Source organism: Segatella copri DSM 18205 (assembly GCF_025151535.1).
GTDB classification, from domain to species: Bacteria; Bacteroidota; Bacteroidia; order Bacteroidales; family Bacteroidaceae; genus Prevotella; species Prevotella copri.
The window spans coordinates 2,654,419-2,679,653 of sequence record NZ_CP102288.1; the positions used below are offsets into that span (position 1 = coordinate 2,654,419).

Consider the following 25,235-nt stretch of genomic DNA (forward strand, 5'->3'; position numbering starts at 1 on the left):
GAGGTTTTCCTATTTCTCCTCCTCTTCCACCTGTGCCTCGGTTTTTCCAAATCGACGTTGGCGGTTCTGATAACTTGCTATTGCCTTATGCAGATCTTCTTCATTGAAGTCAGGCCAGAAGGTATCACAGAAATACAACTCAGAATAAGCTATCTGCCAAAGAAGATAGTTGCTGATACGGAGTTCACCTCCTGTACGTATCAGAAGTTCAGGATCTGGCATGAAACTGGTCTCAAGATGCTTCTCGAAGTTCTCCTCTGTCAGTTTATCCTCTATCTGCTCATAGGTTGAACCTGACTCGAGCGCTTCTTTTACCATTTTCTTTGTAGCATTCAGGATTTCCCAACGTGAAGAATAGCTCAATGCCACTACCATAGTCATCGAATCGTTCTTCGCAGTATGGTCCATGGTCTCCTGAAGCTTGTCCTGTACCTGTTGTGGCAGGCGTTTCAAATCGCCTATCACACGGAAGCGGACATTATTCTTCATGAAGATTTCATCTTCGAGCGAAGTCAGTACCAGTCCCATCAAGGCAGCAACCTCATCGGCCGGACGGTTCCAATTCTCTGTAGAGAAAGTATAGAGGGTGAGATATTTTACCCCCAACCTGGTACACTCCGATGTAATTCGGCGCACGGTTTCTACTCCAGCCTGATGGCCGTAGCTACGCTCCTTGCCCCGTACTGTTGCCCAGCGACCATTGCCATCCATAATGATAGCAATGTGCTCAGGAATCCTGTTCATATCTAAGTTGTCCATCATTCTTCTTTATTACAAGTTTTACATTTTGCACTGAAACTATAGGTCACCGAAACGGCTATGGTAGAATAGCAGTCGGTATTCTTGAAAATGCCACTGCTCTTTACCCGGTAAGGGTCTTTCACACCATCCAGTTCATCGCTGAGCGAGAAATGGAAAGTCCAGGCCAGTCCCAAGTTCAACCTTTCGTTTACTTTATATTTTGCGCCGATGCCTAAAGGCACGTTGGCTGTAAATACATTTTTTTCGTTACCTTTTACATAGGTTGCTCCCAGACCACCCAGTATATAAGGAACCAGGCGCTGGGCTCCGCGATAGTCTCTGCCTGTTCCGTAAGGCCAGAAGTTGTACTCAAACACCAGATTCATATCCACCAGCGTATGATTGAAACTATAGGGATTCTCCGCATAATCAGGATAGAAAGTATCCACATTTGCCGAAGAACCTTTTATTTTTCCAAAGCCCACGCTCAGTTTCAAGTCCTTGTAGGGGTCGAAATTATATCTTCCCACCAGGAAACCGGCAGGTTGCATGTCGCCAAGCACATTTCCGTTAAAGTCGCCTTCATAGGTCATTACTCCCACACCGACGCCTATCTCCATGCGATATTGCGGATCGTCCTGTGCACGAACCGCCATACAGCCCAGAGTTAAGAAGGCAAGCAGGATGATTAATCTTCCTTGCTCCAGCCATCTATATTGAAACGTCCTCTCCATACGTATCCGTTTCTGATAATCCAATAATAATGTTGCTTGTCACGGCAGAAAGCGAAACGACCTTCATCAGCAAACTTAGCAGGCAGAACAACCATCTTATCCTGCTTCCAAGTCAATCCGGCATCCTGGCTCTTATACCATTTGCCGTTACTGCCTAAAGCCACGAAGCCTGTATCGGCAGCACAGGTAATTATCTGATCCAGCCAAGGCATCTTTCCACTTTTATTGTTTTCGATTTCCAGATAGTTCCACTGTCCGTCTTCATTTGCATCATAGTCAACCGTGCGCAACCATGTGGTAGCAACCGTATCATTCAAAGCCTTGTCGCGAGTACCCAGCAGCATTACGTTCTCTACATCCTTAGCAGAGAGTACGCCAGCCACATTCATTGAGATATTCTGTGTTGGCAAATAGGCTTTATCTGTATCAAGTTTCTCCTGCTCCCAGCTGACACCCTTGTCTTTTGAAACAGAGATACCTGCAGCAGTATTATAAGCATAGAGATTCTTGCTGCTTGCACCAATGAGCTGCTTGACATCTGCATTTTCAGAAACCAATGCCCATGTTTCTGCATCGGCAGAAGCATAGACCTTGCCGCCATCTGAGATATAGAGTTTGCCATCCAGCGCTACTGCACTCTGATAAGCGCCACTACTTAAGCCTACGTTCATCGTAATAGATGACCAGGCGCTGCCATCATTGATGGCTGACTTCAGCACCTGAGTACCCTCGGCAGTCTTGCCGAATACATAGATGTCATCACCACAAGCTACAGCCTTCAAATCAGAGAATGCTGCCAACTGACTGTTGTTCTGAGCCAGCTCATGCCACTTAAACTCATAAGGCAGCTCCTTATGTACGTTTACGTCAACCTTATACTCGGCATAGGCAGAGTAGTCGCTGCTGTAAACTCTAATAAAGCGACGCTTTGAGAAGTTGATGGAATCAGAGCTTGAATAGTATGCTGCGACAGAATCAGGCTTGTTGATATCCATCAGGAGAATAGGGCTGCTATTCTTGCTGCTGATAGTAGCCAATATGGCAGTATCCCTCACCCCACAAGGCAAGGAATCTACATTATAAATCCAGCGTTGTGCCTGATCTATGTAAAATTTATAGTCAGAGCCCTTCACATTAGCCTTGAGCAAGGTATCTTTACCTGCCTTCGTTTTGGTATATCTGTCAAGACTACCCAACGAAAAAGCAGTGATGGCTGTATCATGTGTATATTCTACTGTTGTTTCATCGCTGCTCAAGCAAGAAGAGAGCGAGAGCGTAGCTGTAATCAGCGCTATGAAAGCAAAAAACTTCCTTTTCATTCTATCCTATTTTATTTTTAGCTGCAAATTTACTGAGAATTCTTTAAAAACTCGACCTTTTCTCCTTATTATTATGCAAATTATTCATTTTAGGCGCATTTTTTAAGTTTTTTAGTGATTTCGAGGCATAAAAAAGAAGAAATCCCGCTTCTTTTGCAAGAAACGGGATTCCATATTTAGTATAAATTCGAAGTGTCGAATTAGAGCTGTGGACCAGCAGCAACGAGAGCCTTACCAGCCTCATTGTTTGTATACTTAGCGAAGTTCTTGATGAAACGAGCAGCCAAATCCTTAGCCTTCTCCTCCCACTGAGAAGCCTCAGCGTATGTATCACGTGGATCCAAGATCTCAGTAGCTACACCTGGCAACTCTGTTGGAACCTTGAAGTCGAACATAGGGATCTGCTTTGTAGGAGCCTTGTCGATGTCACCGTTCAGGATAGCGTCGATGATACCACGTGTATCGCGGATAGAGATACGCTTGCCAGTACCATTCCAACCTGTGTTAACGAGATATGCCTTAGCGTTGTTCTTGTTCATCTTCTTAACCAACTCCTGAGCGTACTTTGTTGGGTGCAACTCCAAGAATGCCTGACCGAAGCAAGCAGAGAATGTTGGAGTAGGCTCTGTGATACCGCGCTCTGTACCTGCCAACTTAGCTGTGAAGCCAGAGAGGAAGTAGTACTGAGTCTGCTCTGGAGTCAGGATAGATACTGGAGGCAATACACCAAATGCATCAGCTGAAAGGAAGATAACCTGCTTAGCAGCTGGAGCAGAAGAACCTGGCTGGATGTTGTTGATGTGGAAGATTGGGTAAGAAACACGAGTGTTCTCAGTTACGCTCTTATCAGCGAAATCAATCTTACCATCAGCAGCTACAGTTACGTTCTCGAGGAGAGCGTTGCGCTTGATAGCGTTGTAGATATCTGGCTCAGACTCCTTGTCAAGGTTGATAACCTTAGCGTAGCAACCACCTTCGAAGTTGAACACACCATTGTCATCCCATCCGTGCTCATCGTCACCGATCAACTTACGCTTAGGGTCTGTAGACAATGTAGTCTTACCTGTACCAGAAAGACCGAAGAAGATAGCTGTATTCTCACCGTTCATATCGCAGTTAGCAGAGCAGTGCATAGAAGCCATACCCTTCAATGGCAAGAAGTAGTTCATCATAGAGAACATACCCTTCTTCATCTCACCACCATACCATGTGTTGATGATAACCTGCTCCTTAGATGTTACGTTGAAAGCAACGCAAGTCTCAGAGTTCAAGCCGAGTTCCTTGTAGTTCTCAACCTTAGCCTTAGAAGCGTTGTAAACAACGAAGTCTGGCTCGAATGCCTCGAGCTCCTCAGCTGTAGGACGGATGAACATGTTTGTTACGAAGTGAGCCTGCCAAGCAACCTCAACGATGAAACGAACAGCCATACGAGTATCCTTGTTAGCACCGCAGAAACCATCTACTACATAGAGGTTCTTGTTGCAGAGCTCCTTAACAGCGAGATCCTTCACTGTACCCCAAACCTCCTCAGACATTGGGTGGTTATCATTCTTATATTCATCAGTAGTCCACCATACAGTGTCCTTTGAGTTCTCATCCATTACGATGTACTTATCCTTAGGTGAACGGCCTGTGTAGATACCAGTCATTACGTTAACTGCACCTAATTCTGTCTGCTGACCAACTTCATAACCTTCGAGACCAGCCTTTGTCTCCTCCTCGAACAACTTCTCGTAAGAAGGATTGTGAGCGATTACTGTAGCACCAGTAATGCCATACTTTGTCAAATCTAACTTTGCCATTTTACTTTAAATGTATTTAAGTTGTGAAATATTTGTTCGTTTCCTAAATCGCCGCAAAGTTACGAAAAATATGTTTTATAGCAAAGATTCTCATGCATAAAAAATGAATTTTAAAATCTTTTTAGGTTAAAGAAATTAAAAACGAAAGATTTCATCTGATATTTGCCACGTTGACTTTGCAAAAAATCTCTGCTTGGAGAAAAATAAGCAGAGATTTACACCTATTCATATATAAGAGGATATTTGAAGGAAAAATAAGATAGTAACATGTTCTTTCATTCCTCCAGAGAGAAAATAATTGCCCAAACATTTTGCCGTTTCCTAGATTTGTTTTATCTTTGCAGAAAAACTACAGCTATATGAAGATAAATAATCTGAGCGAGCACAACTGCATCATCAACCGCTATCTGGCTGAGATGCGTGACTGCGATTATCAAAAGAACCGATTGCTCTTCCGCAACAACATTATGAGAATCGGTGAGTATGAAGCCTTTGAAATATCAAAGACTCTTAATTACGAAAAGACTGAGGTGACTACACCGCTCGGTGTGGCCCAGGTTAATCTTCCTACCGAAAAGATTGTCATCGGTACGATCTTCCGTGCCGGACTTCCTTTCCACGAAGGTTTCCTCAATATTTTCGACCACTCTGGCAATGCCTTTGTGAGTGCTTATCGCGAGTATACCAACAAGGAGCATACTGAGGTGGGCGTACATATCGAATACCTCGCCACACCTGATCTTACTGATAAGGTGCTCATCATTGCCGACCCTATGCTTGCCACAGGTATCAGTATGGAGATGGGTATGAAGGCTTTCCTCACCAAGGGCAATCCTAAACATATCCACATTGCCTGTGTTCTCGCTGCACCTGAGGGCATTGAGCACGTCAAGAAGACCTTCCCAGAGGACAAGACTACTATCTGGTGTGCCTCTATTGATGAGGGCTTGAACGAGCATAAGTATATCGTGCCAGGCTTCGGCGACGCCGGCGACTTGTGCTATGGCAGCAAGCTCTAAGCCGCAGGCTTTATAAATTCGTACGCTTTATAAAAAGTATAGCAACTCTACTCCAAAATACTCTTCACTCTTCACCTTTCGGCCCGAAACCCCTGTGTTTATCGGCATTCCGAGGGGTGAAGAGTTATTTGTATCTCTTCACCCTCTCTTCACCACTCTTCACCGACAGACATAAAAAAGACTGGAATCTCTTTAGTATGGTCAAGAACGGGCTGAAGGCCCAAAAGCTCCTAGCCCAGGGCATCGCCCTGGGTATAATAGCAATCAGCAAGGCGCCCTGTAAGGGCAAAAGCTTTATGTTTTGCCTGGAGTTTTAAAGCTTTTGCCCTTACAGGGCGACAGGGTTGCGTCCGTAATTACCCAGGGCGATGCCCTGGGCTAGGAGTTTCTGCCCCTTCAGGGCGTGTGGGGCAAAACTTAAGAAAGTTCAATTTAAAAGAGGTACAAGACCGCTGCGACCGAAGGTGAAGAGTGGTGAAGAGTGGGTGAAGAGTGCCCGAACACTCTTCACCCCTCGGAATGCCCATAAACACTAGGGATTCGGAGCATTTGGTGAAGAGTGAAGAGATTTTCGTCTATCGCCCCGAAAAGCGAACCAGACCCCTAAAAGAAAATCAGATAAACCCATTTCCGAGGACTGTTAAAGACAAACAGCCGACTAGCGGATAAGGCGCTAGTCGGCTGTCCGGCTTCTGCCAGTTGGCTGTCCTACTCAAACAGCCAACTTATCTCCGAAAGATAAAACCTTTAATAATGGAACGAGCTTCCCCCCAGGAACTCTCGCAGAAGCGAAGTAGGCGGCAGATTGTTATAAGGTATACCCTTGAAATATTTCAGGAACTTAAGCAACCGGTAAGCCTCAGCATATTCCTCGCAATTCTCCGGAACCTGCTGCAGCAGCGGCTCTGCCTGCGTCTTAATCACAGCCAGCTCATAAAGCATCGCCGTATTGAGCATCGCATCGGCATTCTCCTGGAACGGGAATATCCACTTGTTCTCACCTGCCCTTACCGAAGGCCAGCGATGAATGGTTTCCTGGGCAGAGACACCCCGATACTTGTAATCGCGGATGATGCGGCGAAGCAAACGGTTGTCTGTTGTCGGGATATAATTGTGATTGTCCAGAAGAATCGTGGTCAGCGCCGAAGCATATACTCTGAATATCTGCTCCTGCGGGATGTGGGCCGTCAGCTCTGGGTTCAATGCATGAATGCCCTCTACCACCAGCACATTGTTATCGTTCATCTTCAGCTTGTTGCCGCTCTTTTTACTCTTTCCGCTCTGGAAATCATACTTCGGCAATTCTACCTCCTCACCACGGAAGAGGGCGTTGAACTGCTCGTTGATCAAATCGAGATCCAGGGCATAGATGCTCTCATAATCATATTCGCCCGAAGCATCCTTCGGCGTTTTCTCCCTATCTACGAAATAATCATCGAGCGAAATCTGGAGCGGTTTCAATCCGTTTACGGCAAGCTGTATGCTCAGGCGCTTGCACGAAGTGGTCTTGCCCGAAGAAGAAGGACCTGCCAGCAGCACCAGTTTCACGCCCTTGCGGCTGGCAATCTCCTCAGCAATCTTGGCAATCTTCTTCTCCTGCAGCGCCTCGCTGATATTGATGATGCCGGTAGAATAATTGGCATCTATCGCCTGGTTAAAATCGCCTACAGTCCTGATGCCCAGGATACTCTGCCAGCGATGATGCTCCTTGAATATCTCAAACATCTTGTCCTGCCGGGTCATTTCGCCCAGCACATCCGGGTTCTTGAGCGAAGGAATGCGCAGGAGCATGCCATCATAATATTTCTCCAGCCCGAAGAGATAGAGCTGCGAGGTATTGGTGAGCAGCGTGCCGTAGTAATAATCTACATAATCACCTATTTTATAATAGGTAGTATAGATAGCGCCCGATGTCTTGAGCAGTTTCACCTTCTCAACATCCCCTTTCTCCTGGAACAGCGCAACAGCCTCTTCGGTAGGCACGGTGAAGCGGCGTATCGGCATTCTGGCATCGATAATCTCCTGCATGCGACGGCGGATGATGTTCACATCTTCATCAACAACAGGTCTGCCCAGGCGGATATCTACGTAGAAACCATTCGATACGGGGATATCAATCACCACATCTGTAGCAGGATAAATGTCCTGTACCGCCTTGCAGAGAACAAAGAAGAGGGTACGGGTATATGTACGCGAACCGGATGAAGAAGTCATATCAAGGAATTCTACATCTTTAGAATTATAAACACGATAATGCATGCCTTCAACCTTGTTATTTACCCTTGCAGACACCGGTCCGTGGGTCATTTTGAGGTCAAATGCTGAAAAAATATCAAAAAGTGTGCTTCCGATTTCTACTTTCTGAGATTTTTTATTATTTTTGCAACGGATTTGAATTACTTGTTTCATTTGTATTAAAACTATGTTACAAAATTAAACTAATCTACTCGCTCTCGAAGCCCCCGAAGGTGCTTTTTGAGCATCGGCTTACTCTTTTTAGAAGAGAGACGCCTACAGAGTGTAAAGTTACGAAGAAATTCGGAAACTTGATGTATTTGACAACATTAATTAAGTTATTATATGTCGATTTGGATATTTTTTAAGCTTATTGGAGCACTCGCCCTACTGATGTTCGGTATGAAGACCATGAGCGACAGTTTGCAGAAGATGGCAGGACCACAGCTCCGCCATGTGTTAGGAACCATGACCACCAATCGTTTGACGGGCATCCTCTCGGGTATGCTCATCACCGCAGCGGTGCAGTCTTCTACAGCCACAACGGTGATGACCGTATCATTCGTTAATGCTGGTCTCCTTACTCTAGCCCAGGCTATCTCCGTTATCATGGGCGCCAACATCGGAACCACGCTCACCGCATGGATCATGAGTGCCGGTTTCTCGTTTAACATCACAGATTTTGTATGGCCGGCATTCTTCATCGCCATCATCCTGATTTACAGCAAGAAACGAAAGATTATCGGCGACTTCATCTTCGGTATATCCTTTATGTTTCTCGGTTTGGGTACTTTACGCCAAACCGGTATCGACATGGATCTGGCTCATAATCAGCCGGTTCTTGAATTCTTTGCAAGTTTCGATCCTCACAGTTTCCAGACTACCATCACCTTCCTGATTATCGGTAGTATACTCACTATGTGCGTGCAGAGTTCGGCAGCCGTCATGGCGATTACGATGATACTCTGCTCTACCGGCGTATTGCCTATCTATCAGGGTATTGCGCTTGTGATGGGTGAGAATATCGGTACAACCGTAACCTCCAACGTGGCAGCGCTCACCGCCAACACCCAGGCCCGGAGAGCGGCGATGGCGCACATGGTATTCAACATCTTTGGTGTGCTTTGGATACTCTGCGTATTCCGCCCGTTCATCCATCTGGTTTGCGGCTGGGTAGGTTATGACGACATGATGGAGAAGACCGATCCTCATTTCGTAGCCAATGCCGCCAAGCTATCCTTTGTGCTTGCCGCCTTCCATACCACCTTTAACCTATCCAACACCTTTATCCTGGTTTGGTTCATTCCACAGATAGAGAAGCTGGTATGCAAGATTATCCGTCCTAAGAAGAATACCGATGAAGACGATTTCCGCCTGCGCTTTATCCAGAGCGGTATCATGAAGACACCGGAAATCTCTGTCTTGGAGGCACAGAAGGAAATCCATTGTTTTGCCGAGCGCATCCAGCGCATGTTCGGCATGGTGAAGACGCTTCTTGGCGAGACCAATGAAGAAAAGTTTGTAAAACTCTATAGCCGCATCGAGAAATACGAGGGCATCTCTGACAGCATGGAGATAGAGATTGCCAAGTATCTCGACCAGGTGAGCGATTCTCATCTTTCTGACGAGACCAAGGCAAAGATTCGTGCCATGCTCCGTGAGATTTCTGAAATCGAGAGTATCGGTGACAGCTGCTTCAACATCGCACGCACGCTGAACCGCCGTTTCAAGGGCAAGGAAGACTTCATCACTTCACAGTATGAGCACATGCATCAGATGATGGAACTTACCGACAATGCCCTTACCCAGATGAACATCACCCTCGTAGGTCATAAGGGAGACAACGATGCCAACCTCTCTTTCAACATCGAGAACGAGATCAACAACTATCGCAATCAGTTGAAGAGCCAGAACATCAACGATGTAAACAACCATCTCTATACCTACGCCATCGGTACCATGTATATGGACATCATCCAGGAATGCGAGAAACTCGGCGACTACGTGGTGAACGTAGTGGAGGCCCGCATGGGTGTAAGACAGCATGAGGCATAATACCTCTTTATATATATATATATATCATCAAAAGCTTCAAACCGTCGTTGCGGTTTGAAGATTTTGATGAGTTTATCGGTTTCTTTGATACAAAGCCCGAATAATATAGTAAATCTGCAATTAACTTGGTTGGCAAGGGTCTATATGCCACGATGAAAAAGTGGCGTATAGACCCTTTTTGAGAATCAAGGATGACGAAGAATGACACTACACGCCATGAAAAAGCTTTATTAATAGATTTTATTCGGTATCAGCGAAAAGAAACAAAACATTTTATTCGTTGCTACCGAATAAAAAATACCGTTTTTATTTTGTGGTATCGAATAAATTTTGTACTTTTGCCGCAAAAAGTAAGTATATGGAAAAGGAATTGTTTCGAGCGATAATAGCTGAGAACCAGGAATATATAGGTCGTATTCCTTTGGTACAGCGTCCTCTAGACCTAGAGGAGTATGGCAATTATGTGTTTGTTGGAGTCAGGCAAGCAGGAAAATCCTATTTGCTATACCAGAGAATTCAGCAATTGCTGGCACATGGAATTGAGATAGAAAATATAGTATATATCAACTTTGACGATGAACGCTTGCAAGGAATGTCGGTAACAGACTTCGACCTTATATTGCAAGCCTATCATAGCATGTATGAGAGTCAGCCCATCTTCTTCTTTGATGAGATACAGAATGTGGAAGGGTGGGCAAACTTTGCACGCCGTCTTGCCAACCAAAAATATCGCATCTATATAACTGGCAGCAATGCCAAAATGCTAAGCCGTGACATAGAGACTGTTTTGGGAGGAAGATATCTGGATATCAGCGTATTTCCATATAGCTTTTCAGAATATCTGAAAGCTGTAGGAGTGTTGCTTTCAAAGAATTGGCAATATGGACGAAAAGCAAATGAACTGCAGCGCCACTTCCGAACCTACTTCGACTGGGGTGGGTTCCCTGAGCTTGTACATTTTCAAGAAAAGAGAGTATGGTTAAACAGCTTGTATAATCGTATTTTCTTTAATGACCTGGTGGTTCGTCACAAGATAAAAAACGAGGATGCCTTACGCCTATGTGTAAGAAGATTGGCAGAAAGCGTGAAACAGCCCTGCTCCTTGAACCGTTTGAGCAATCTGATAAAAGCAACCGGTACTTCATGTAGCCCATCAACAGTAATGGAGTATGTTCGCTATCTACAGGAATCATGCTTATTGATTTCTATCGATAATTATGTCTCCAAGTTCGTGGAGAAAGAAACAATTAAAAAACATTATTTTGTAGATAATGGGCTGCTGCATCTCTTCATCAGCAATCCGAATACCTCTTTACTGGAGAATCTTTGCGCAATTACATTGTATAAGAAATACGGCAAGGGCTTATACTATTACAATAAAAACATAGAGGTGGATTTCCATGTGCCTGATGAGGGACTGGCTGTGCAAGCGAGCTATCAGATGAGCGACGGAGAAACCATAGAGCGGGAAGTGAAAGCATTAGTAGCCTTGCATGGTTTGTATCCTCTGAAGCGAGCCATGATAATCACCTACGAGGATGAAGGAGAGATTGTGCGTGATGGACTCAAGATAGAAATAAGACCGGCATGGAAATGGGTGTTGGAAGGTTAGCAGAAGAAACGACAAGGGGCTATATGCCACGATGAAAAAGTGGCGTATAGACCCTTGATTATATGGTGAAAGAACCGTACAGTTTATCCTTCAAGAACATTCCACTTGATGCCTCCATTCTGTCCTGCCACATAGTTGCAGAGAGGAATGCCGGGATGGGTCAGGTTGGAAAGATAAAGAGGCTCATCAGCCACAAACTGGTGGCAGGTAAACGTATCCCCGGCAGCCAGTTTGCTGTTCAGCGATTCCATCACCTTGAAATTGTCATTTCCCAGATACTTGATGGTAAGAATACGGCCGGGCTCCCAGGTCAGTCTAACCAGATCATTTACGACAAGAGCATCAGCAATCAGCTTGCTCTTGATAAAGAATCGGCTGGAAGCAACAGCATCCTTACTCTCTACGAACGCTTTCCAGCTGGGATATCCCACCATGCGGGAGAGCAATTCCAGATTGAACCTGCTCGGCTTGCAGGAACATGCCACATATCCCCACAGACGCTTCAGCGTGCTCACCGAAACCGTTTCCTGGGTATAACCCTCTATCTGTCGGGAAAGGAAATCAAAATCCCTTGGTGAAACAATCTTTCGTCCCACCAGCGTTTCGACCTCATTCTTGAGTCTATCAAAATCTTCTTTTTTATAATCTTCCATCATTATATATTCATCTATTTGCTTTTTACAGATTGCAAAGATAAGCAATATTTGCCGTTTTTCCCACAAAAAATGTACCTTTTATTGCAATAAACTGAAATTGAACCGTTTTGAACCAATCCACTTTCGTTCTTTTTATGTATTTTTGAAGCCAGAAAGTAAAGATTGATTTGGGAGATAAAATAAAATCTGAAAGCGTATTTATAGTCATTTGAATCATTTTCTATGAACCCAGGATATTAGAGCAGGACAGATATAACATCCCTGCGGTCTGAGATTCTATATGAATCTCAAACCATATCCTTTTAACAAAGAAATGGCATCCCCTCAAAAACAGGGAGTGCCATTTTTAATTTTATCGTTGTCATTTCTCAAACTCCACAATATAAGTAAAGCGCCCCCACGGAGAACGGCAATAAGCATCTTTGCTACCCTTAGGAACATAGAGAACAATCTTCCTAAAACTAAGAGCCTCAAAGATATCATCCATCGTCACCTTCCAAATTGCATTTCCCAACCTAGGTGGCGTCTTGCTACGGAAATATATACTCTCCAGATTAGGACTGCCGTCAAAGACATGTTTCATCACGTGCAACTTGGGATTATCTGGCATCACGACCCGCTTCAGGAAAGGATGCACAGCAAAAGCACTATCCTCCAACTCATCTACACGATAACTCACACCCTGATATTTCACGGTAGCTGGTATCTCGATGACAGAATCCCGGTCATTGGCAGCACTTACTGTAACCAAACCGCCACCCCACGACTTATATTCCAGGTTGCCAACAGTAAACTGAGCAACCACATCGTATAGTATCTCTGGCTTTACCACCTTATTATATAAAACAATACCTGATGTGCCCAAAACTAAAAAAGCGAGAAGACAGTTTAAAGCTATTAGGCGACGATGAAGCGACTGAATATGCATCCTTAAAGCTAACACATTAGGATACCGATACTCTAAAGGAAGAAAACATCTCTTGACAGCCCAACGGCAAGACCATCCCAGCCGCATCTCCTTCAAGATGACTCCCAGGCTGTAGATATCATTGCGCACATCAGGCACACTCTCCTCCTGCTGCTCAGGCGAAACATACCCTTCGGTACCGGCAGGGCTCTTCAGAATGGTATAGCTATCGGCATCAGAGAGCCCGAAATCAATCAACTTGATCGTACCTCCGTTACGGGCTATCATGATATTGGCAGGTTTCAGGTCGCGATGCACAATCTGCTGATTGTGCACATACTCCATCACCTGCAAAAGCTGGCGGGCTATCTGCCTGCGTTCAAAACCGGAATGCCCTTGGGTGAGCCATTCTTCAAGCGTCACACCATCTATCCATTCCATCACGATACATCTGCCGTATCCCTCAACTTCCTCCAACCCTTCAACCTTCACAATACCGGGATGGTCAAGGCGGGCTAGGATGTCGTATTCCTTCTGCTGAAGCTGCAGGAAGATAGAATCATAACACACATCAGGCTTCAACGATTTCAATATCCACCACTGACCGTTGCGCTTGGCACGGAGCAGGACATTAAAACCGCTGGTAGAGAGCTCGGAGATTTCCGTGAATCTATCCGAAACTGCATCTACAGGAGACAATATAAAACCTGATACTTGCGTCATAAGTGCAAAGATAATACTTTTTGTGAAGAAACAGAAGAATTTAAAATAATTTTTGCATAACAATATGGATAACTCATGAAAAAATAGTATCTTTGCACCCAAAATTGCAATTTTATTAATAATTAATGAAGATTCTAGTAACGGGTGCGTCGGGCTTTATCGGCAGCTACATCGTGGAAGAGGCCTTAAGACAGGGCATGGAAACCTGGGCGGCAGTACGCCCTACCAGTTCCAGAAAGTATCTGCAAGACGAGCGCATCCATTTTATCAATCTCAATCTTTCTTCAGAGGAAGAGTTGGAGAAAGAACTCGCCCCGCACGAGTTCGACTATATAGTGCATGCAGCCGGCGCAACGAAGTGCCTGCATGCAGAGGACTTTTATAAGGTAAACACAGAGGGAACCAAGCATCTGGTGAACGTCCTTCTGCGCCTCCAGATGCCTATCAGGCGATTTGTCTTTGTCAGTTCGCTCAGCATCTTTGGAGCCATCCGCGAAGAGCAGCCTTATCAGGAAATCTCAGAACATGATACTCCTAAGCCTAATACAGCATACGGAAAGAGTAAGCTGGAGGCAGAACGCTATCTGGACAGCATCGGCAATAACTTCCCTTATATCATCCTCCGCCCTACAGGAGTTTACGGTCCTAGGGAGAAAGATTATTTTCTCATGGCGCAGAGCATCAAGCAGCATGTTGACTTTGCTGTAGGATTCAAGCGCCAGGACATCACCTTTGTATATGTACAGGACGTAGTACAGGCTGTATTCCTGGCTCTGGATCATGGAATGAACGGCAGGAAATACTTCCTCAGCGATGGAGAAGTATATCAGTCGGCCGCTTTCAGCGACCTGATAAAAAAGGAGTTAGGCAATCCTTGGATACTACGCATCAAGGCACCTGTCTGGGTATTGCGCATCGTAACCTTCTTCGGAGAGTATCTCGGAAGGATGACGGGCAAGATGTCGGCCCTGAACAATGACAAGTACAACATTCTGAAACAGCGCAACTGGCGATGTGATATTGAGCCAGCCATGGATGAACTGGGCTATCATCCTCATTATCCACTGGAAAGAGGTGTGAAGCTCGCCATCAAGTGGTACAAGGATAACGGATGGCTGTAAACTAGTTAATAGTTAAAAGTTAATAGTTGATAGTTGATAACGGCTACACCGTATAGCGAGATTGCCCTATAAACTGTAAACTATAAATTATAAACTAATAAGAAGCGTGATAAAAGATTATTTCAAGATAGACAAGAACCCGAAGAAGGGACTGATGACACTGGAATGGGTCATGCTGGGATATATGGCAATCACCATTATCACCATGCTCTTTACCTACACAAAACTCGTAAACCCGGAAGCTATGCTCTGGGGACGACTGAGAGTGCTCGTCATGACCATCGCTCTTTGGGCAGTATACCGCATGATACCTTGCCGCATCACCAAGATGGTGCGCATCATTGCCCAGATGGCTTTGCTTGCCTGGTGGTATCCCGACACCTACGAAATCAACCGCATGTTCCCCAACCTCGACCATATCTTTGCAGGTTGGGAGCAGGATCTTTTCGGATGTCAGCCCGCCCTGCTCTTTGCCAAAGCCCTGCCTTGGGCTGTAGTAAGCGAACTGATGTCGATGGGCTACTTTATGTATTATCCGATGATTGCATTGGTTTCATTCTATTATTTCTTCTGTAGATATTATGAGGCTGAAAGAGCTGCATTCGTCATGCTCACCAGTTTCTTTATCTACTATCTCATCTACATCTATGTACCGGTAGTGGGTCCGACCTTCTACTTTGATGCAGTAGGGATATCAGAAATAACCAAAGGCATCTTCCCGGCTTTGGGCGATTACTTCAACACCCATACTAACTGCCTGCCGACACCGGGCTACACCAATGGAATCTTCTACCAGCTTGTAGAGGATGCCAAGAACGCCGGCGAGCGTCCTACTGCCGCTTTCCCAAGTTCGCATGTGGGCGTGAGCACCATCTGCATGCTCCTGGTCTGGCATACCGGCAACCGAAAACTGCTATACGTGATGCTGCCATTCTACATCTTCCTGTGTCTGGCTACCGTATATATTCAGGCGCATTATCTCATCGATGCCATCGCCGGCCTCATCTCTGCCGTTGTCATCTATTTTGTATTGATGGCAGTATCGAAGGGAATGATAGAGCATCATACTCCTTCTTCGCGACTGAGATTCAGATAGTTACATATTTTAATTACAATAACATTATAAACGAATAGAATTCATCTAGAACAATGAAGAAACTATTTATTGAGACTTATGGCTGCCAGATGAACGTGGCAGACAGTGAGGTAGTTGCCTCTGTGATGCAGATGGCTGGCTACGAAATCTGTGAGAAAGAAGAAGAGGCTGATGCCATCTTCCTGAACACCTGCAGTATCCGCGAGAATGCAGAGAACAAGATTTATCATCGCCTCGACACCCTCCATGCTGAGCAGAAGAAGGGAAGAAAGGTGATTCTCGGCGTTTTGGGCTGCATGGCTGAGCGCGTGAAGGATGACCTCATCCAGAACCACTATGCCAATCTCGTTTGCGGACCAGACAGCTATCTCAACCTGCCGGATATGATTGCGCAGTGTGAGATGGGTACCAATGCCATCAACATCGAACTCTCTAAGACTGAGACTTACCGCGACATCGTTCCTCAGCGCATCGGTGGCAACAGAGTGAGCGGTTTCGTAAGCATCATGCGTGGTTGCAACAACTTCTGCCACTACTGCATCGTGCCTTATACCCGTGGACGTGAACGCAGCCGCGATGCTGAGAGCATCCTACGTGAGGTTCGCGATTTGCAGCAGCGTGGCTTCAAGGAAGTTACCCTGCTTGGACAGAATGTAAACAGTTATGGTCTCTCGCCATCGGGCAAGCGCGAGGAAGGCAGTCTTTCCTTCGCAGAACTCCTCCACATGGTAGCCCAGGCTGTACCGGATATGCGAGTACGCTTCACCACCTCTAACCCAGAGGATATGACCGAGGACATCCTCCACGCCATTGCCGAAGAACCAAACCTCTGCAAACACATCCACTTCCCTGCACAGAGCGGAAGCAACAAGATTTTGAAGCTGATGAACCGCAAATATACCCGTGAGGAGTATCTGCAGCGCATCGCCGACATCAAGCGCATCATTCCGGGCTGTGGCATCACCACCGACATCTTCGTAGGTTATCACGACGAGACCGAGGAAGACCATCAGGAAACTCTCTCGCTGGTAAAGGAAGTAGGCTTCGACAGCGCCTTCATGTTCAAGTATTCAGAGCGCCCGGGCACCTATGCCGCCAAGCATCTGCCAGACAACGTTTCTGAGGAAACCAAGATAGCCCGCCTCAACGAACTTATCAAGTTGCAGACCGAGGTGAGTGCCGAGCAGAACAAGAAGGATGAGGGCAAGGTATTCACCATCCTCATCGAGAACTTCAGCAAGCGTAGCCGCGAGCAGATGATGGGTCGAACAGAACAGAACAAGGCGGTTGTCATCGATAAGGGCAACCACCACATCGGAGAGTTCGTGAAGGTTCGCATCACCGGTTCTACCTCTGCTACTCTCTTCGGAGAAGAAGTAAAGGAGTAAACCCAAACTCTTCAGAACAGCTTTTTCTGAATAAAAAGACTCTTCTGAAAGAAAAAACAGAATATAAACAAGAAAAACCGCCAAAAGTTTGGCGATTTTCTTAAAAAGCACTATATTTGCACCTATGAAGGAATTCTTGCAAATTTTACGCCGATTCGTCCCTCCATACAAGAAGTATCTGGGACTGTCAATCCTGTTCAATATCCTGTCTGCGGTATTGAACATCTTTTCGTTTGCAGCTTTGATACCAATCCTGCAAATCCTGTTCCAAGTAGATGGTGGTATCCGTGTCAACGAGTATATGCACTGGAATGGAGATTGGGGTAGCATCAAGGAGGTTGCAACCAATAACCTGTATTATTATATTCAGGAGTTTATTGTTGTCCATAGTGCATCAACAGCCCTTTTGGTCATCGGCATATTCCTAGCCTTCATGACATTCCTCAAGACGGGAGCCTATTTCCTCTCGTCAGCCACCATCATACCTATCCGTACAGGTATCGTAAGAGACATCCGCAACCAGATTTACCAGAAGATAAACAGTCTCTCGCTCGGTTTCTTCAGCGAAGAGCGCAAGGGAGATATCATTGCCCGCATGAGCGGTGATGTGCAGGAAGTGGAGAACAGCATCATGTCGTCGCTCGACATGCTCTTCAAGAACCCTATCCTGATCCTCTTCTATTTCGTTACGCTGATCTGCATCAGCTGGCAGCTCACCCTCTTCACCATCCTCTTTGTACCACCTTTCGGCTGGTTCATGGGAGTAGTGGGCAAGAAACTGAAGGCACACAGTATCGAGGCACAGGCACTTTGGAGCGACACGATGAGTATGGTAGAAGAAACGCTGGGCGGCCTGCGCATCATCAAGGCTTTCTGTGCAGAAGAAAAGATGAACAAGCGTTTCAATCAGGTTAACAGCAGCTACCGCGACAACATCATGCGTGTAAATATCCGCCAGCAGATGGCACACCCGATGAGTGAGTTCCTGGGAACCATCCTCATCGTAGTGGTATTGTGGTTTGGCGGTATCCTGGTTCTGGATTACGGAAGAATCGACGGTCCTACTATCATCTTCTATCTCGTGATGCTCTACAGCATCATCAACCCGCTGAAGGAATTCTCCAAAGCGAGTTACAATATCCCAAAGGGATTGGCAAGTATGGAGCGTATCGACAAGATTCTGCAGGCTGAGGTGGAAATCAAGGATAAGGAGAACCCTGAGCATATCAGCAGCTTCGAACATCAGATAGAGTTCCGCCACGTTTCCTTCGCCTATACCGACCGAAAGAGCGCCGAACTGGTTTATGTATTAAAGGATATCAATCTCGTGATACCAAAAGGCAAGACTGTTGCACTTGTTGGTCAGAGCGGTAGCGGTAAGAGTACGATGGTAGATTTGATTCCTCGTTACTATGATGTACAGGAAGGCGAGGTGCTGATTGACGGCATTAATGTGAAAGACCTTGCCGTACATGACCTTCGCATGCTGATAGGAAATGTAAACCAGGAGGCTATCCTCTTCAATGCAAGCTTCAAGGATAACATCCGATTCGGCAAGACCGATGCTACGGATGAGGAAATAGCCAATGCAGCTAAGATAGCCAATGCTTACGAGTTCATTACCAAGTCGGAGCATGGTTTCGATACAAATATCGGTGACCGAGGCGGCAGACTTTCCGGTGGCCAGCGCCAGCGTGTCAGCATCGCCCGTGCCATCCTCAAGAATCCTCCTATCCTCATCCTCGATGAGGCAACATCAGCCCTCGATACCGAGAGCGAGCGCCTGGTTCAGGATGCCTTGGAGAAACTGATGAAAACCCGTACCACCGTGGCTGTGGCTCACCGATTGAGTACCATCAAGCATGCCGATGAAATCTGCGTATTGCACGAGGGTAAGATTGTGGAGCGCGGTACCCACGATGAACTGATTGGAAAAGACGGATATTACAAGAAGTTGCATGATATGCAGCAGGTGTAATTGAGTAAAGAGTTAATTGTTAAGAATTTATAGTTTTACAGATGGTTAAGATTGTTTATGCATTCTTTTATGCAATATCGCTGCTGCCTTTCAGGCTGCTCTATTGCATTGCCGATTTCGAGTACTTCATGATGTATCGCGTCATCAAGTACCGCAGGGGTATTGTGCGTAAGAATCTCACCAGCTCTTTTCCTGAGAAATCAGAAGAAGAGATTATCGACATCGAGAAGAAGTTCTATCGCTGGTTCAGCGATTACTTCTTCGAGGCTGTCAAACTGCTCAGCATCAGTGACAAGGAGTTGCACCAGCGATTTCAGGTCATCAACAGCGAGGAAGTGGAGCAATGTTTCCTGGAAGGTCAGAACGTGGCAGCTATCCTGGGCCATTACTGCAACTGGGAGTGGCTTTCGTGCGTGGGCATCGAACTGCCCAAGTCACGCAAGATAGGCCTCATCTATCACCCTCTGCGTAACCATGCCTTCGACGAGCTCTTCAAGCGCATCCGTTCTCACGAGGAGAATGGCGTGGTGGTGCCCAAGAAAGAAATCCTCCGCTATCTGGTGGATTACAAGCGCAAGGGCATCATGAGCATCTTCGGCTACATCAGCGACCAGGGTCCCAAGTGGGAGAACATCCACCTGTGGCTTCCTTTCCTCAACCATCCCGAAACCCCAGTGTTTACGGGTGGCGAGAGAATCATGAGAAAGATGAACGATGCCGTGTTCTATGTAGAGATGTCCCGCCCTAAGCGCGGCTACTACACGGCAACCTACAAACTCATCACCCGCAATCCGAACTCCCTGCCGGAGCACGAGATTACTCGTCGCTTCTTTCAGATGCTAGAAGAAACCATCCGCAAGAATCCACCTTATTATTTATGGACGCATAACAGATGGAAGCGAACCAGGGAGGAGTTTGATAAGCGATATGAGGTGGTGAAGGGGAAAGTTGTACCGAGAGAATAGAGTTGTTCCAAGAGAAATAGAGTTTATCTTAATAATAGAAAGGGTTACAAGATGATAGAAGCAAAAAGAGTACCTTATGGAGTCTCTGATTTCCTGAGAGTTATCAGAGAAAATCAGTATTACGTAGATAAGACTATGTATATTCCGTTGTTGGAGGCTCAACCCGACAACCTGATATTCATTCGCCCTCGCCGCTTCGGCAAGAGCCTGTTCCTCAGTATGCTCGAAGCTTACTATGACTGCAAGATAAAAGACCAGTTCCAGGAAATCTTCGGAGGTCTCTGGATTGGCAGTCAGCCTACCCCTCTACAGGGTAAGTATCAGGTACTGACACTCGATTTCTCACAAGTAGGAGGAAACATCGACAATCTGGAGGAACGCTTCAATTCGTATTGCAATATCTGCTTTGACGCTTTCATCAACAGATATGCACAATTCTATGATGAAGCAACCAGAAAGACCGTTCTTGCAGAGGATGTAGCATCCAACAAGCTTGCTACTATCCAAAAATACGCAAAAGAACACAATTATCAGCTTTATCTCATCATCGATGAATACGACAACTTCACCAACACCGTGCTCAATGAACAGGGTGAAAAAGTGTATTATGCGATGACGCATGCCAGCGGTTTCTACCGCGACTACTTCAAGAAGTTCAAGGGTTCATTCGCCAAGATATTCATGATGGGTGTAAGTCCTGTAACACTAGACGATGTTACCAGCGGCTTCAACATCGGCTGGCATATCTCAACCAAGCCTGAGTTTGACAAGATGCTGGGCTTCAGCACAGAAGATGTACGAGCCATGTTTACCCGTTATCGCGATGCGGGACAGATTCCGGCAGATAGCGATATCGAGGCAATGATAGAAGAGATTAAGCCGTGGTATGACAATTATTGCTTCTCAGAGGCATGCTTAAACAGTAAGGTCAGGGTTTTCAATTGTGATATGGTGTTATATTATCTCCGTAATTACATGGACGATGGTAAAGCCCCTAAGCAGATGATAGACCCAAACACGAAGACCGACTACAACAAGATGAAGCGACTGCTCCAGCTCGACAAGCTAGACGGCAACCGCAAGGGCATCATCCGCAGGATTACGGAGGAAGGCAGCATCGTATCAAATCTATACGAAACCTTCCCAACCAGCGAAATTGTGAAGCCGGAATACTTCCCAAGCCTACTGTTCTATTACGGCATGCTTACCATCAAGGATACTTTCGGCGACCAGTTGCTCCTGGGAATCCCGAACAACAACGTCCGCCGTCAATATTATGGCTATCTGCAGGAGCAATATCAGGAAATCAACCATATCAACCTGAATGAGTTTGGTTATATGCTCACCTGCATGGCGTTCTATGGAAAATGGGAAGATGTCTTGGGCTTTATGTCGAAGGCTTACGCCGAAGTGGCATCAGTAAGAGATGGCATCGAAGCCGAGCGCAACCTGCAAGGTTTCTTCATGGCATATCTCTACCTGAGCAGCTATTACATTACGGCTCCCGAACTTGAGTTGAATCACGGCTATTGTGATTTCTTCCTCTTGCCCGACCTGACCCACTATCCTACCAAGCATAGCTATATCATCGAACTGAAGATGTTGCCAGCCAAGGATTTTGAGGCAAAAGCCGAGGCACAATGGCAGGAAGCAGTAGAACAGATCAATCGTTATGCCGCAGCACCAAGAATAGAAGTCTTGCGCCAAGGCACGACATTGCATAAAATCATCATCCAGTTTGCTGGATGGGAAATGAAACGAATGGAAGAAGTATAAACATTCATATTTAACTATAAGAATGAGAAAGATTAAGATAAATCCTAAATACGAATATCTGAGAGCCTTTATCGAGAGCATCCCTGATATTTTCGAGAAGGAAGGTCGTGAGATATATAATAAGCGCAACCTCATCAAGGTGCTAACAGCACCAGATGGAACACAGGTTAACGTAAAGCGCTTTCATATACCACATGGTCTCAACAAATTCATCTATTCTTGGAATATCAGGAAGCCAAAAGGTCAACGAGCATTCGAATATCCTATGATTCTGAAAAGAAAAGGTATAAATACTCCTGAACCTTTAGCCCTCATAGAAGATCGTAACTTTCTGAATCTCTTAGGATATAGCTATCTAATCACCATCCAGTGTGACTATGGTCATACCCTCTATGAGATGGCAGATGCTAAGCCAAAAGAATATCAATACGTGGCAAAAGCTTTAGCCCATTTCGCTGCAGACATTCATCTGCATGAAATCCTCCATAAAGACTTTACGCCAGGCAATATTCTCTGGAAACAAGATAACGAAGGCTTCCATGTCATGTTGGTAGATATCAACAGAATGGAATTCGGACCTGTAAGCGAGAAGAAAGGGCTGTATAATCTTAGAAGATTCTGGGGACCTAAAGAATTCACCCGTATTCTGGTTAGCGAATACGCCTTGCTACGCAACATAGATACCGACGAGGCTGTAGCCTATGTAATGAAAGTACGAGCTAAGTTTTGGACTAAATATGGAAAAAAGCATGATATTCCATTTCAGTTAGAATTATAGTTCAAATTCATCTTTGTACAACATTTTAAGAATTAAAGGATATGAAACAAAAGAGATTATGTTATATCAGCCGCGATTACTATAATCAAACAAGCGCAGGCAATAAAGCAAAAACAGATACAGAAGAAACACTTGTAGAGATGGGAGCCATTAATCTTGGTCTTCATCGCACAATCAAAAATAGCAAAATATTTGCATTTTTCCGCAATCTTGCAGGTATTATACGTGCTTGCATATTGCTAAAAAAAGGAGATATTCTTTTCTTGCAATATCCCATCAAGAAATATTTTACATTTATCTGTACTGTTGCAAGATTTAAAGGTGCAAAAACGATCTCGCTCATCCACGATATTGGTTCTATAAGAACCCATCGCCTTACAACACAGCAAGAAGTCAAACGCTTATCACATAGTGATTACATACTTGCAACCAATAACAAGATGAAAGAGTGGCTTATCAGTAACAATTTCCAAAAACCGATTGAAGGTTTAGGACTATGGGACTATAGATCACCATATTTCAATAAAAATAGTCATCCTATTTGCAACCCAGGCAATATTAGCATTGTTTATGCCGGAGCCATTCATGTTAGAAAAAACCCTTTCCTTATTCAACTCTCAAAGAAATTAAAAACATGGAATCTCATAATCTATGGGAAAAAAGAGGAATTAACAGGATGGGCAAATAATCCATTAATCACTTTTAAGGGCTTTGTACAGCCCGACGAATTCATTCGTACCGTAAAAGCTGATTTTGGACTGGTATGGGATGGAGATTCCTTAGATACATGCTCTGGCATATTTGGCGAATATCTTAAATGGAACACTCCACACAAAGTATCATTTTACCTCAGAGCAGGCTTGCCTATTATCATATGGAAACAAGCTGCAGTAACTCCTATTCTCGAAAAAGCAGGAGTATGCATTGCGATAAATACTCTTTCCGAATTGGAACAAAAATTAAATGAGCTATCTTCAGACGAGCTTAGCAAAATGAAAGAAAATACCAAACGCCTGGCAGAAAGATTAAACCAAGGATTCTTCCTTCGCCAAGCGCTTGATAATTATCTGTCCGTAATCTACGGAATGATTACTTAAGCAAATTAAAATACTTATCAAGGACTAAAAACGAGATGATTTCTTCTCGTTTTTTGTCCTTGAATTGCTTAACATACTCATGAGCATGTTCTATAATTTTCTGAGCTTCTTTAGGGTGAGCGGAATAATAATCCATCTTTTCCTCCAAGTCAGACAAATCCGGTTTTACTTCTATGTAATGATAATCAGGCTTGAGAGTACCCTCCATAAACCAAGTTTCACAAGTTGGTTGCGGCATAATTGCAATAGAATTTGAGGACATGATCCATTTCAAATTGCTTGCAACATCATTACCTTCCAAAGCCATAACATACTTATATCTTAAATGATCATAAATAGAGATTTTTTCGCCTTTCCATTCAGGCTTTATTAAATCTATTGTACGAATATCAAAACGAGGATTGCCAAAGTATTGCTCAAAAAAATTCAAACGAATATCCTTTCCTGCTATCTTGCCTCTGAAAATGGCCTTATCTTCCTTATCTGCAAAGGAGATATTATCTTTTATAAAGATAAAATGGCGGACCTTATCCATTTTCAACAAAACAGAATTAGAATTATTCTCAGACAATGGGCGACTTTTTACAATCGTTGGAATATCTTCTACATAAACTATGTCACCTTCTAAAAGATTCCATTTATTATTATTATCGAAAGCTCTAGCATATTCCATTGTATCCAAGAAATAAACTTTTTGCTGAGTCATCTTCTGATCTTTTATACAGACAGCTTTTTTATCCCATTGCTCCTTGTTCAAATTCAAGCTATCAGCAGTCAATTTATTGTAATAATTCACTCTTTGCAGAATGTATTCATAATCATCCCTAGACTTGGCCTTTACTAAAATGCGATTTTTACGCCAACGTAGATAAAACTCTGGTATATGTAGGTTTACAAAGCCCTTAATATAATACCAAGGTTTACTGTTCTTTCCACTATGAAATTTATACTTTAATTTCTGAATATTCATCTTAATCTTTATTACAGCAACACTATAGTTTAGTACTAATATTATTACCTATGCAACGAAAAGCCGTTTAGGACTTAGTCATATCAGAAATTCCATCTATCTTAGTGTTGCTATTAAAAAACAAACAAAACTCTGAATGACGCGGCAAAGATACAAATAAAAAATGAGAATCTTCTATTCTTATAGTTTTTTTTTATTCATAGGACTCTTTGAAATCCTTTTAGTTCCAAATAACAGACGCCTATGTCACTAGCAACACTTAA

Annotated in this window: 19 protein-coding genes; 11 read left to right on the forward strand and 8 right to left on the reverse strand. The window is 44.5% G+C overall.

The genetic code is table 11. The features are described from left to right. Positions 1-9: 9 nt before the first annotated feature. The 4 genes from NQ544_RS11210 to pckA all read right to left on the reverse strand — a co-directional run bounded on the left by NQ544_RS11210 (position 10) and on the right by pckA (position 4,596). Entirely contained in the window at positions 10-762 is a 753-nt protein-coding gene (locus NQ544_RS11210) for an isoprenyl transferase (protein WP_006848103.1), read from the reverse strand. Continuing rightward, positions 759-1,475 (reverse strand): type IX secretion system protein PorG, encoded by a 717-nt coding sequence (gene porG, locus NQ544_RS11215; RefSeq protein WP_082231245.1) that lies wholly within the window; start codon positions 1,473-1,475, stop codon positions 759-761. Before porG ends, NQ544_RS11210 begins: the two co-directional genes overlap by 4 nt. Continuing rightward, positions 1,430-2,794 carry a DUF6242 domain-containing protein gene (locus NQ544_RS11220; protein ID WP_006848105.1) on the reverse strand — a complete coding sequence of 455 codons (1,365 nt, stop codon included), beginning with the start codon at positions 2,792-2,794 and terminating at the stop codon, positions 1,430-1,432. The genes porG and NQ544_RS11220 overlap by 46 nt, the downstream gene beginning before the upstream one ends. Positions 2,795-2,994: 200 nt before the next feature. Then, complete coding sequence (gene pckA, locus NQ544_RS11225) at positions 2,995-4,596, reverse strand: phosphoenolpyruvate carboxykinase (ATP) (protein ID WP_006848106.1); 1,602 nt, start codon at positions 4,594-4,596, stop codon at positions 2,995-2,997. A gap of 359 nt (positions 4,597-4,955) precedes the next feature. Here pckA and upp point away from each other — a divergent pair, with 359 nt between their 5' ends. Beyond that, on the forward strand, positions 4,956-5,615 hold the full coding sequence (upp, locus tag NQ544_RS11230) for a uracil phosphoribosyltransferase (RefSeq protein WP_006848107.1): 660 nt from the start codon (positions 4,956-4,958) through the stop codon (positions 5,613-5,615). A 747-nt stretch (positions 5,616-6,362) separates the two neighbouring features. Here upp and NQ544_RS11235 read toward each other — a convergent pair. Further along, entirely contained in the window at positions 6,363-8,024 is a 1,662-nt protein-coding gene (locus tag NQ544_RS11235; protein WP_006848109.1) for a nucleoside kinase, read from the reverse strand. 171 nt (positions 8,025-8,195) lie between these two features. Between NQ544_RS11235 and NQ544_RS11240 the strand changes: the two genes are divergently transcribed. Both NQ544_RS11240 and NQ544_RS11245 read left to right on the forward strand, forming a co-directional pair. Next, positions 8,196-9,905 (forward strand): Na/Pi cotransporter family protein, encoded by a 1,710-nt coding sequence (locus tag NQ544_RS11240; RefSeq protein WP_006848110.1) that lies wholly within the window; start codon positions 8,196-8,198, stop codon positions 9,903-9,905. 358 nt (positions 9,906-10,263) lie between these two features. Further along, positions 10,264-11,517 (forward strand): ATP-binding protein, encoded by a 1,254-nt coding sequence (locus NQ544_RS11245; protein WP_006848112.1) that lies wholly within the window; start codon positions 10,264-10,266, stop codon positions 11,515-11,517. Positions 11,518-11,600: 83 nt separating this feature from the next. On the opposite strand, the gene NQ544_RS11250 is transcribed toward NQ544_RS11245, so the two are convergent. Together NQ544_RS11250 and NQ544_RS11255 are read right to left on the reverse strand one after the other, a co-directional pair. Further along, on the reverse strand, positions 11,601-12,173 hold the full coding sequence (locus NQ544_RS11250) for a hypothetical protein (protein ID WP_006848113.1): 573 nt from the start codon (positions 12,171-12,173) through the stop codon (positions 11,601-11,603). A gap of 361 nt (positions 12,174-12,534) precedes the next feature. Then, positions 12,535-13,803 carry a serine/threonine protein kinase gene (locus NQ544_RS11255; protein WP_006848115.1) on the reverse strand — a complete coding sequence of 423 codons (1,269 nt, stop codon included), beginning with the start codon at positions 13,801-13,803 and terminating at the stop codon, positions 12,535-12,537. 125 nt (positions 13,804-13,928) lie between these two features. On the opposite strand from NQ544_RS11255, the gene NQ544_RS11260 reads away from it, so the two are divergent. From NQ544_RS11260 to NQ544_RS11295, 8 genes are all read left to right on the forward strand, one after another. Further along, positions 13,929-14,924, forward strand: a complete 996-nt coding sequence (locus NQ544_RS11260; RefSeq protein WP_006848116.1) for an NAD-dependent epimerase/dehydratase family protein — start codon at positions 13,929-13,931, stop codon at positions 14,922-14,924. Between the two features lie 154 nt (positions 14,925-15,078). Beyond that, positions 15,079-16,020: a phosphatase PAP2 family protein gene (locus NQ544_RS11265; RefSeq protein ID WP_050758628.1), complete on the forward strand. Its 942-nt coding sequence runs from the start codon at positions 15,079-15,081 to the stop codon at positions 16,018-16,020. A 53-nt stretch (positions 16,021-16,073) separates the two neighbouring features. After that, complete coding sequence (miaB, locus tag NQ544_RS11270; RefSeq protein ID WP_006848118.1) at positions 16,074-17,408, forward strand: tRNA (N6-isopentenyl adenosine(37)-C2)-methylthiotransferase MiaB; 1,335 nt, start codon at positions 16,074-16,076, stop codon at positions 17,406-17,408. A 124-nt stretch (positions 17,409-17,532) separates the two neighbouring features. After that, on the forward strand, positions 17,533-19,386 hold the full coding sequence (locus tag NQ544_RS11275) for an ABC transporter ATP-binding protein (RefSeq protein ID WP_006848119.1): 1,854 nt from the start codon (positions 17,533-17,535) through the stop codon (positions 19,384-19,386). Positions 19,387-19,427: 41 nt separating this feature from the next. Continuing rightward, positions 19,428-20,351, forward strand: coding sequence for a lysophospholipid acyltransferase family protein (locus tag NQ544_RS11280; protein ID WP_006848120.1), 924 nt, complete (start codon positions 19,428-19,430; stop codon positions 20,349-20,351). Positions 20,352-20,402: 51 nt separating this feature from the next. Continuing rightward, a complete protein-coding gene (locus NQ544_RS11285; protein ID WP_006848121.1) occupies positions 20,403-22,127 on the forward strand; it encodes an ATP-binding protein in 1,725 nt (574 codons plus the stop codon). 22 nt (positions 22,128-22,149) lie between these two features. Continuing rightward, entirely contained in the window at positions 22,150-22,905 is a 756-nt protein-coding gene (locus NQ544_RS11290) for a lipopolysaccharide kinase InaA family protein (RefSeq protein WP_006848122.1), read from the forward strand. Between the two features lie 41 nt (positions 22,906-22,946). Further along, complete coding sequence (locus tag NQ544_RS11295) at positions 22,947-24,002, forward strand: glycosyltransferase (protein WP_006848123.1); 1,056 nt, start codon at positions 22,947-22,949, stop codon at positions 24,000-24,002. Here the strand turns inward: NQ544_RS11295 and NQ544_RS11300 are convergent. After that, positions 23,995-24,972 carry a glycosyl transferase family 90 gene (locus NQ544_RS11300; RefSeq protein WP_006848124.1) on the reverse strand — a complete coding sequence of 326 codons (978 nt, stop codon included), beginning with the start codon at positions 24,970-24,972 and terminating at the stop codon, positions 23,995-23,997. The two genes, NQ544_RS11295 and NQ544_RS11300, sit on opposite strands and share 8 nt — an antisense overlap. Between the last annotated feature and the right edge of the window lie 263 nt (positions 24,973-25,235).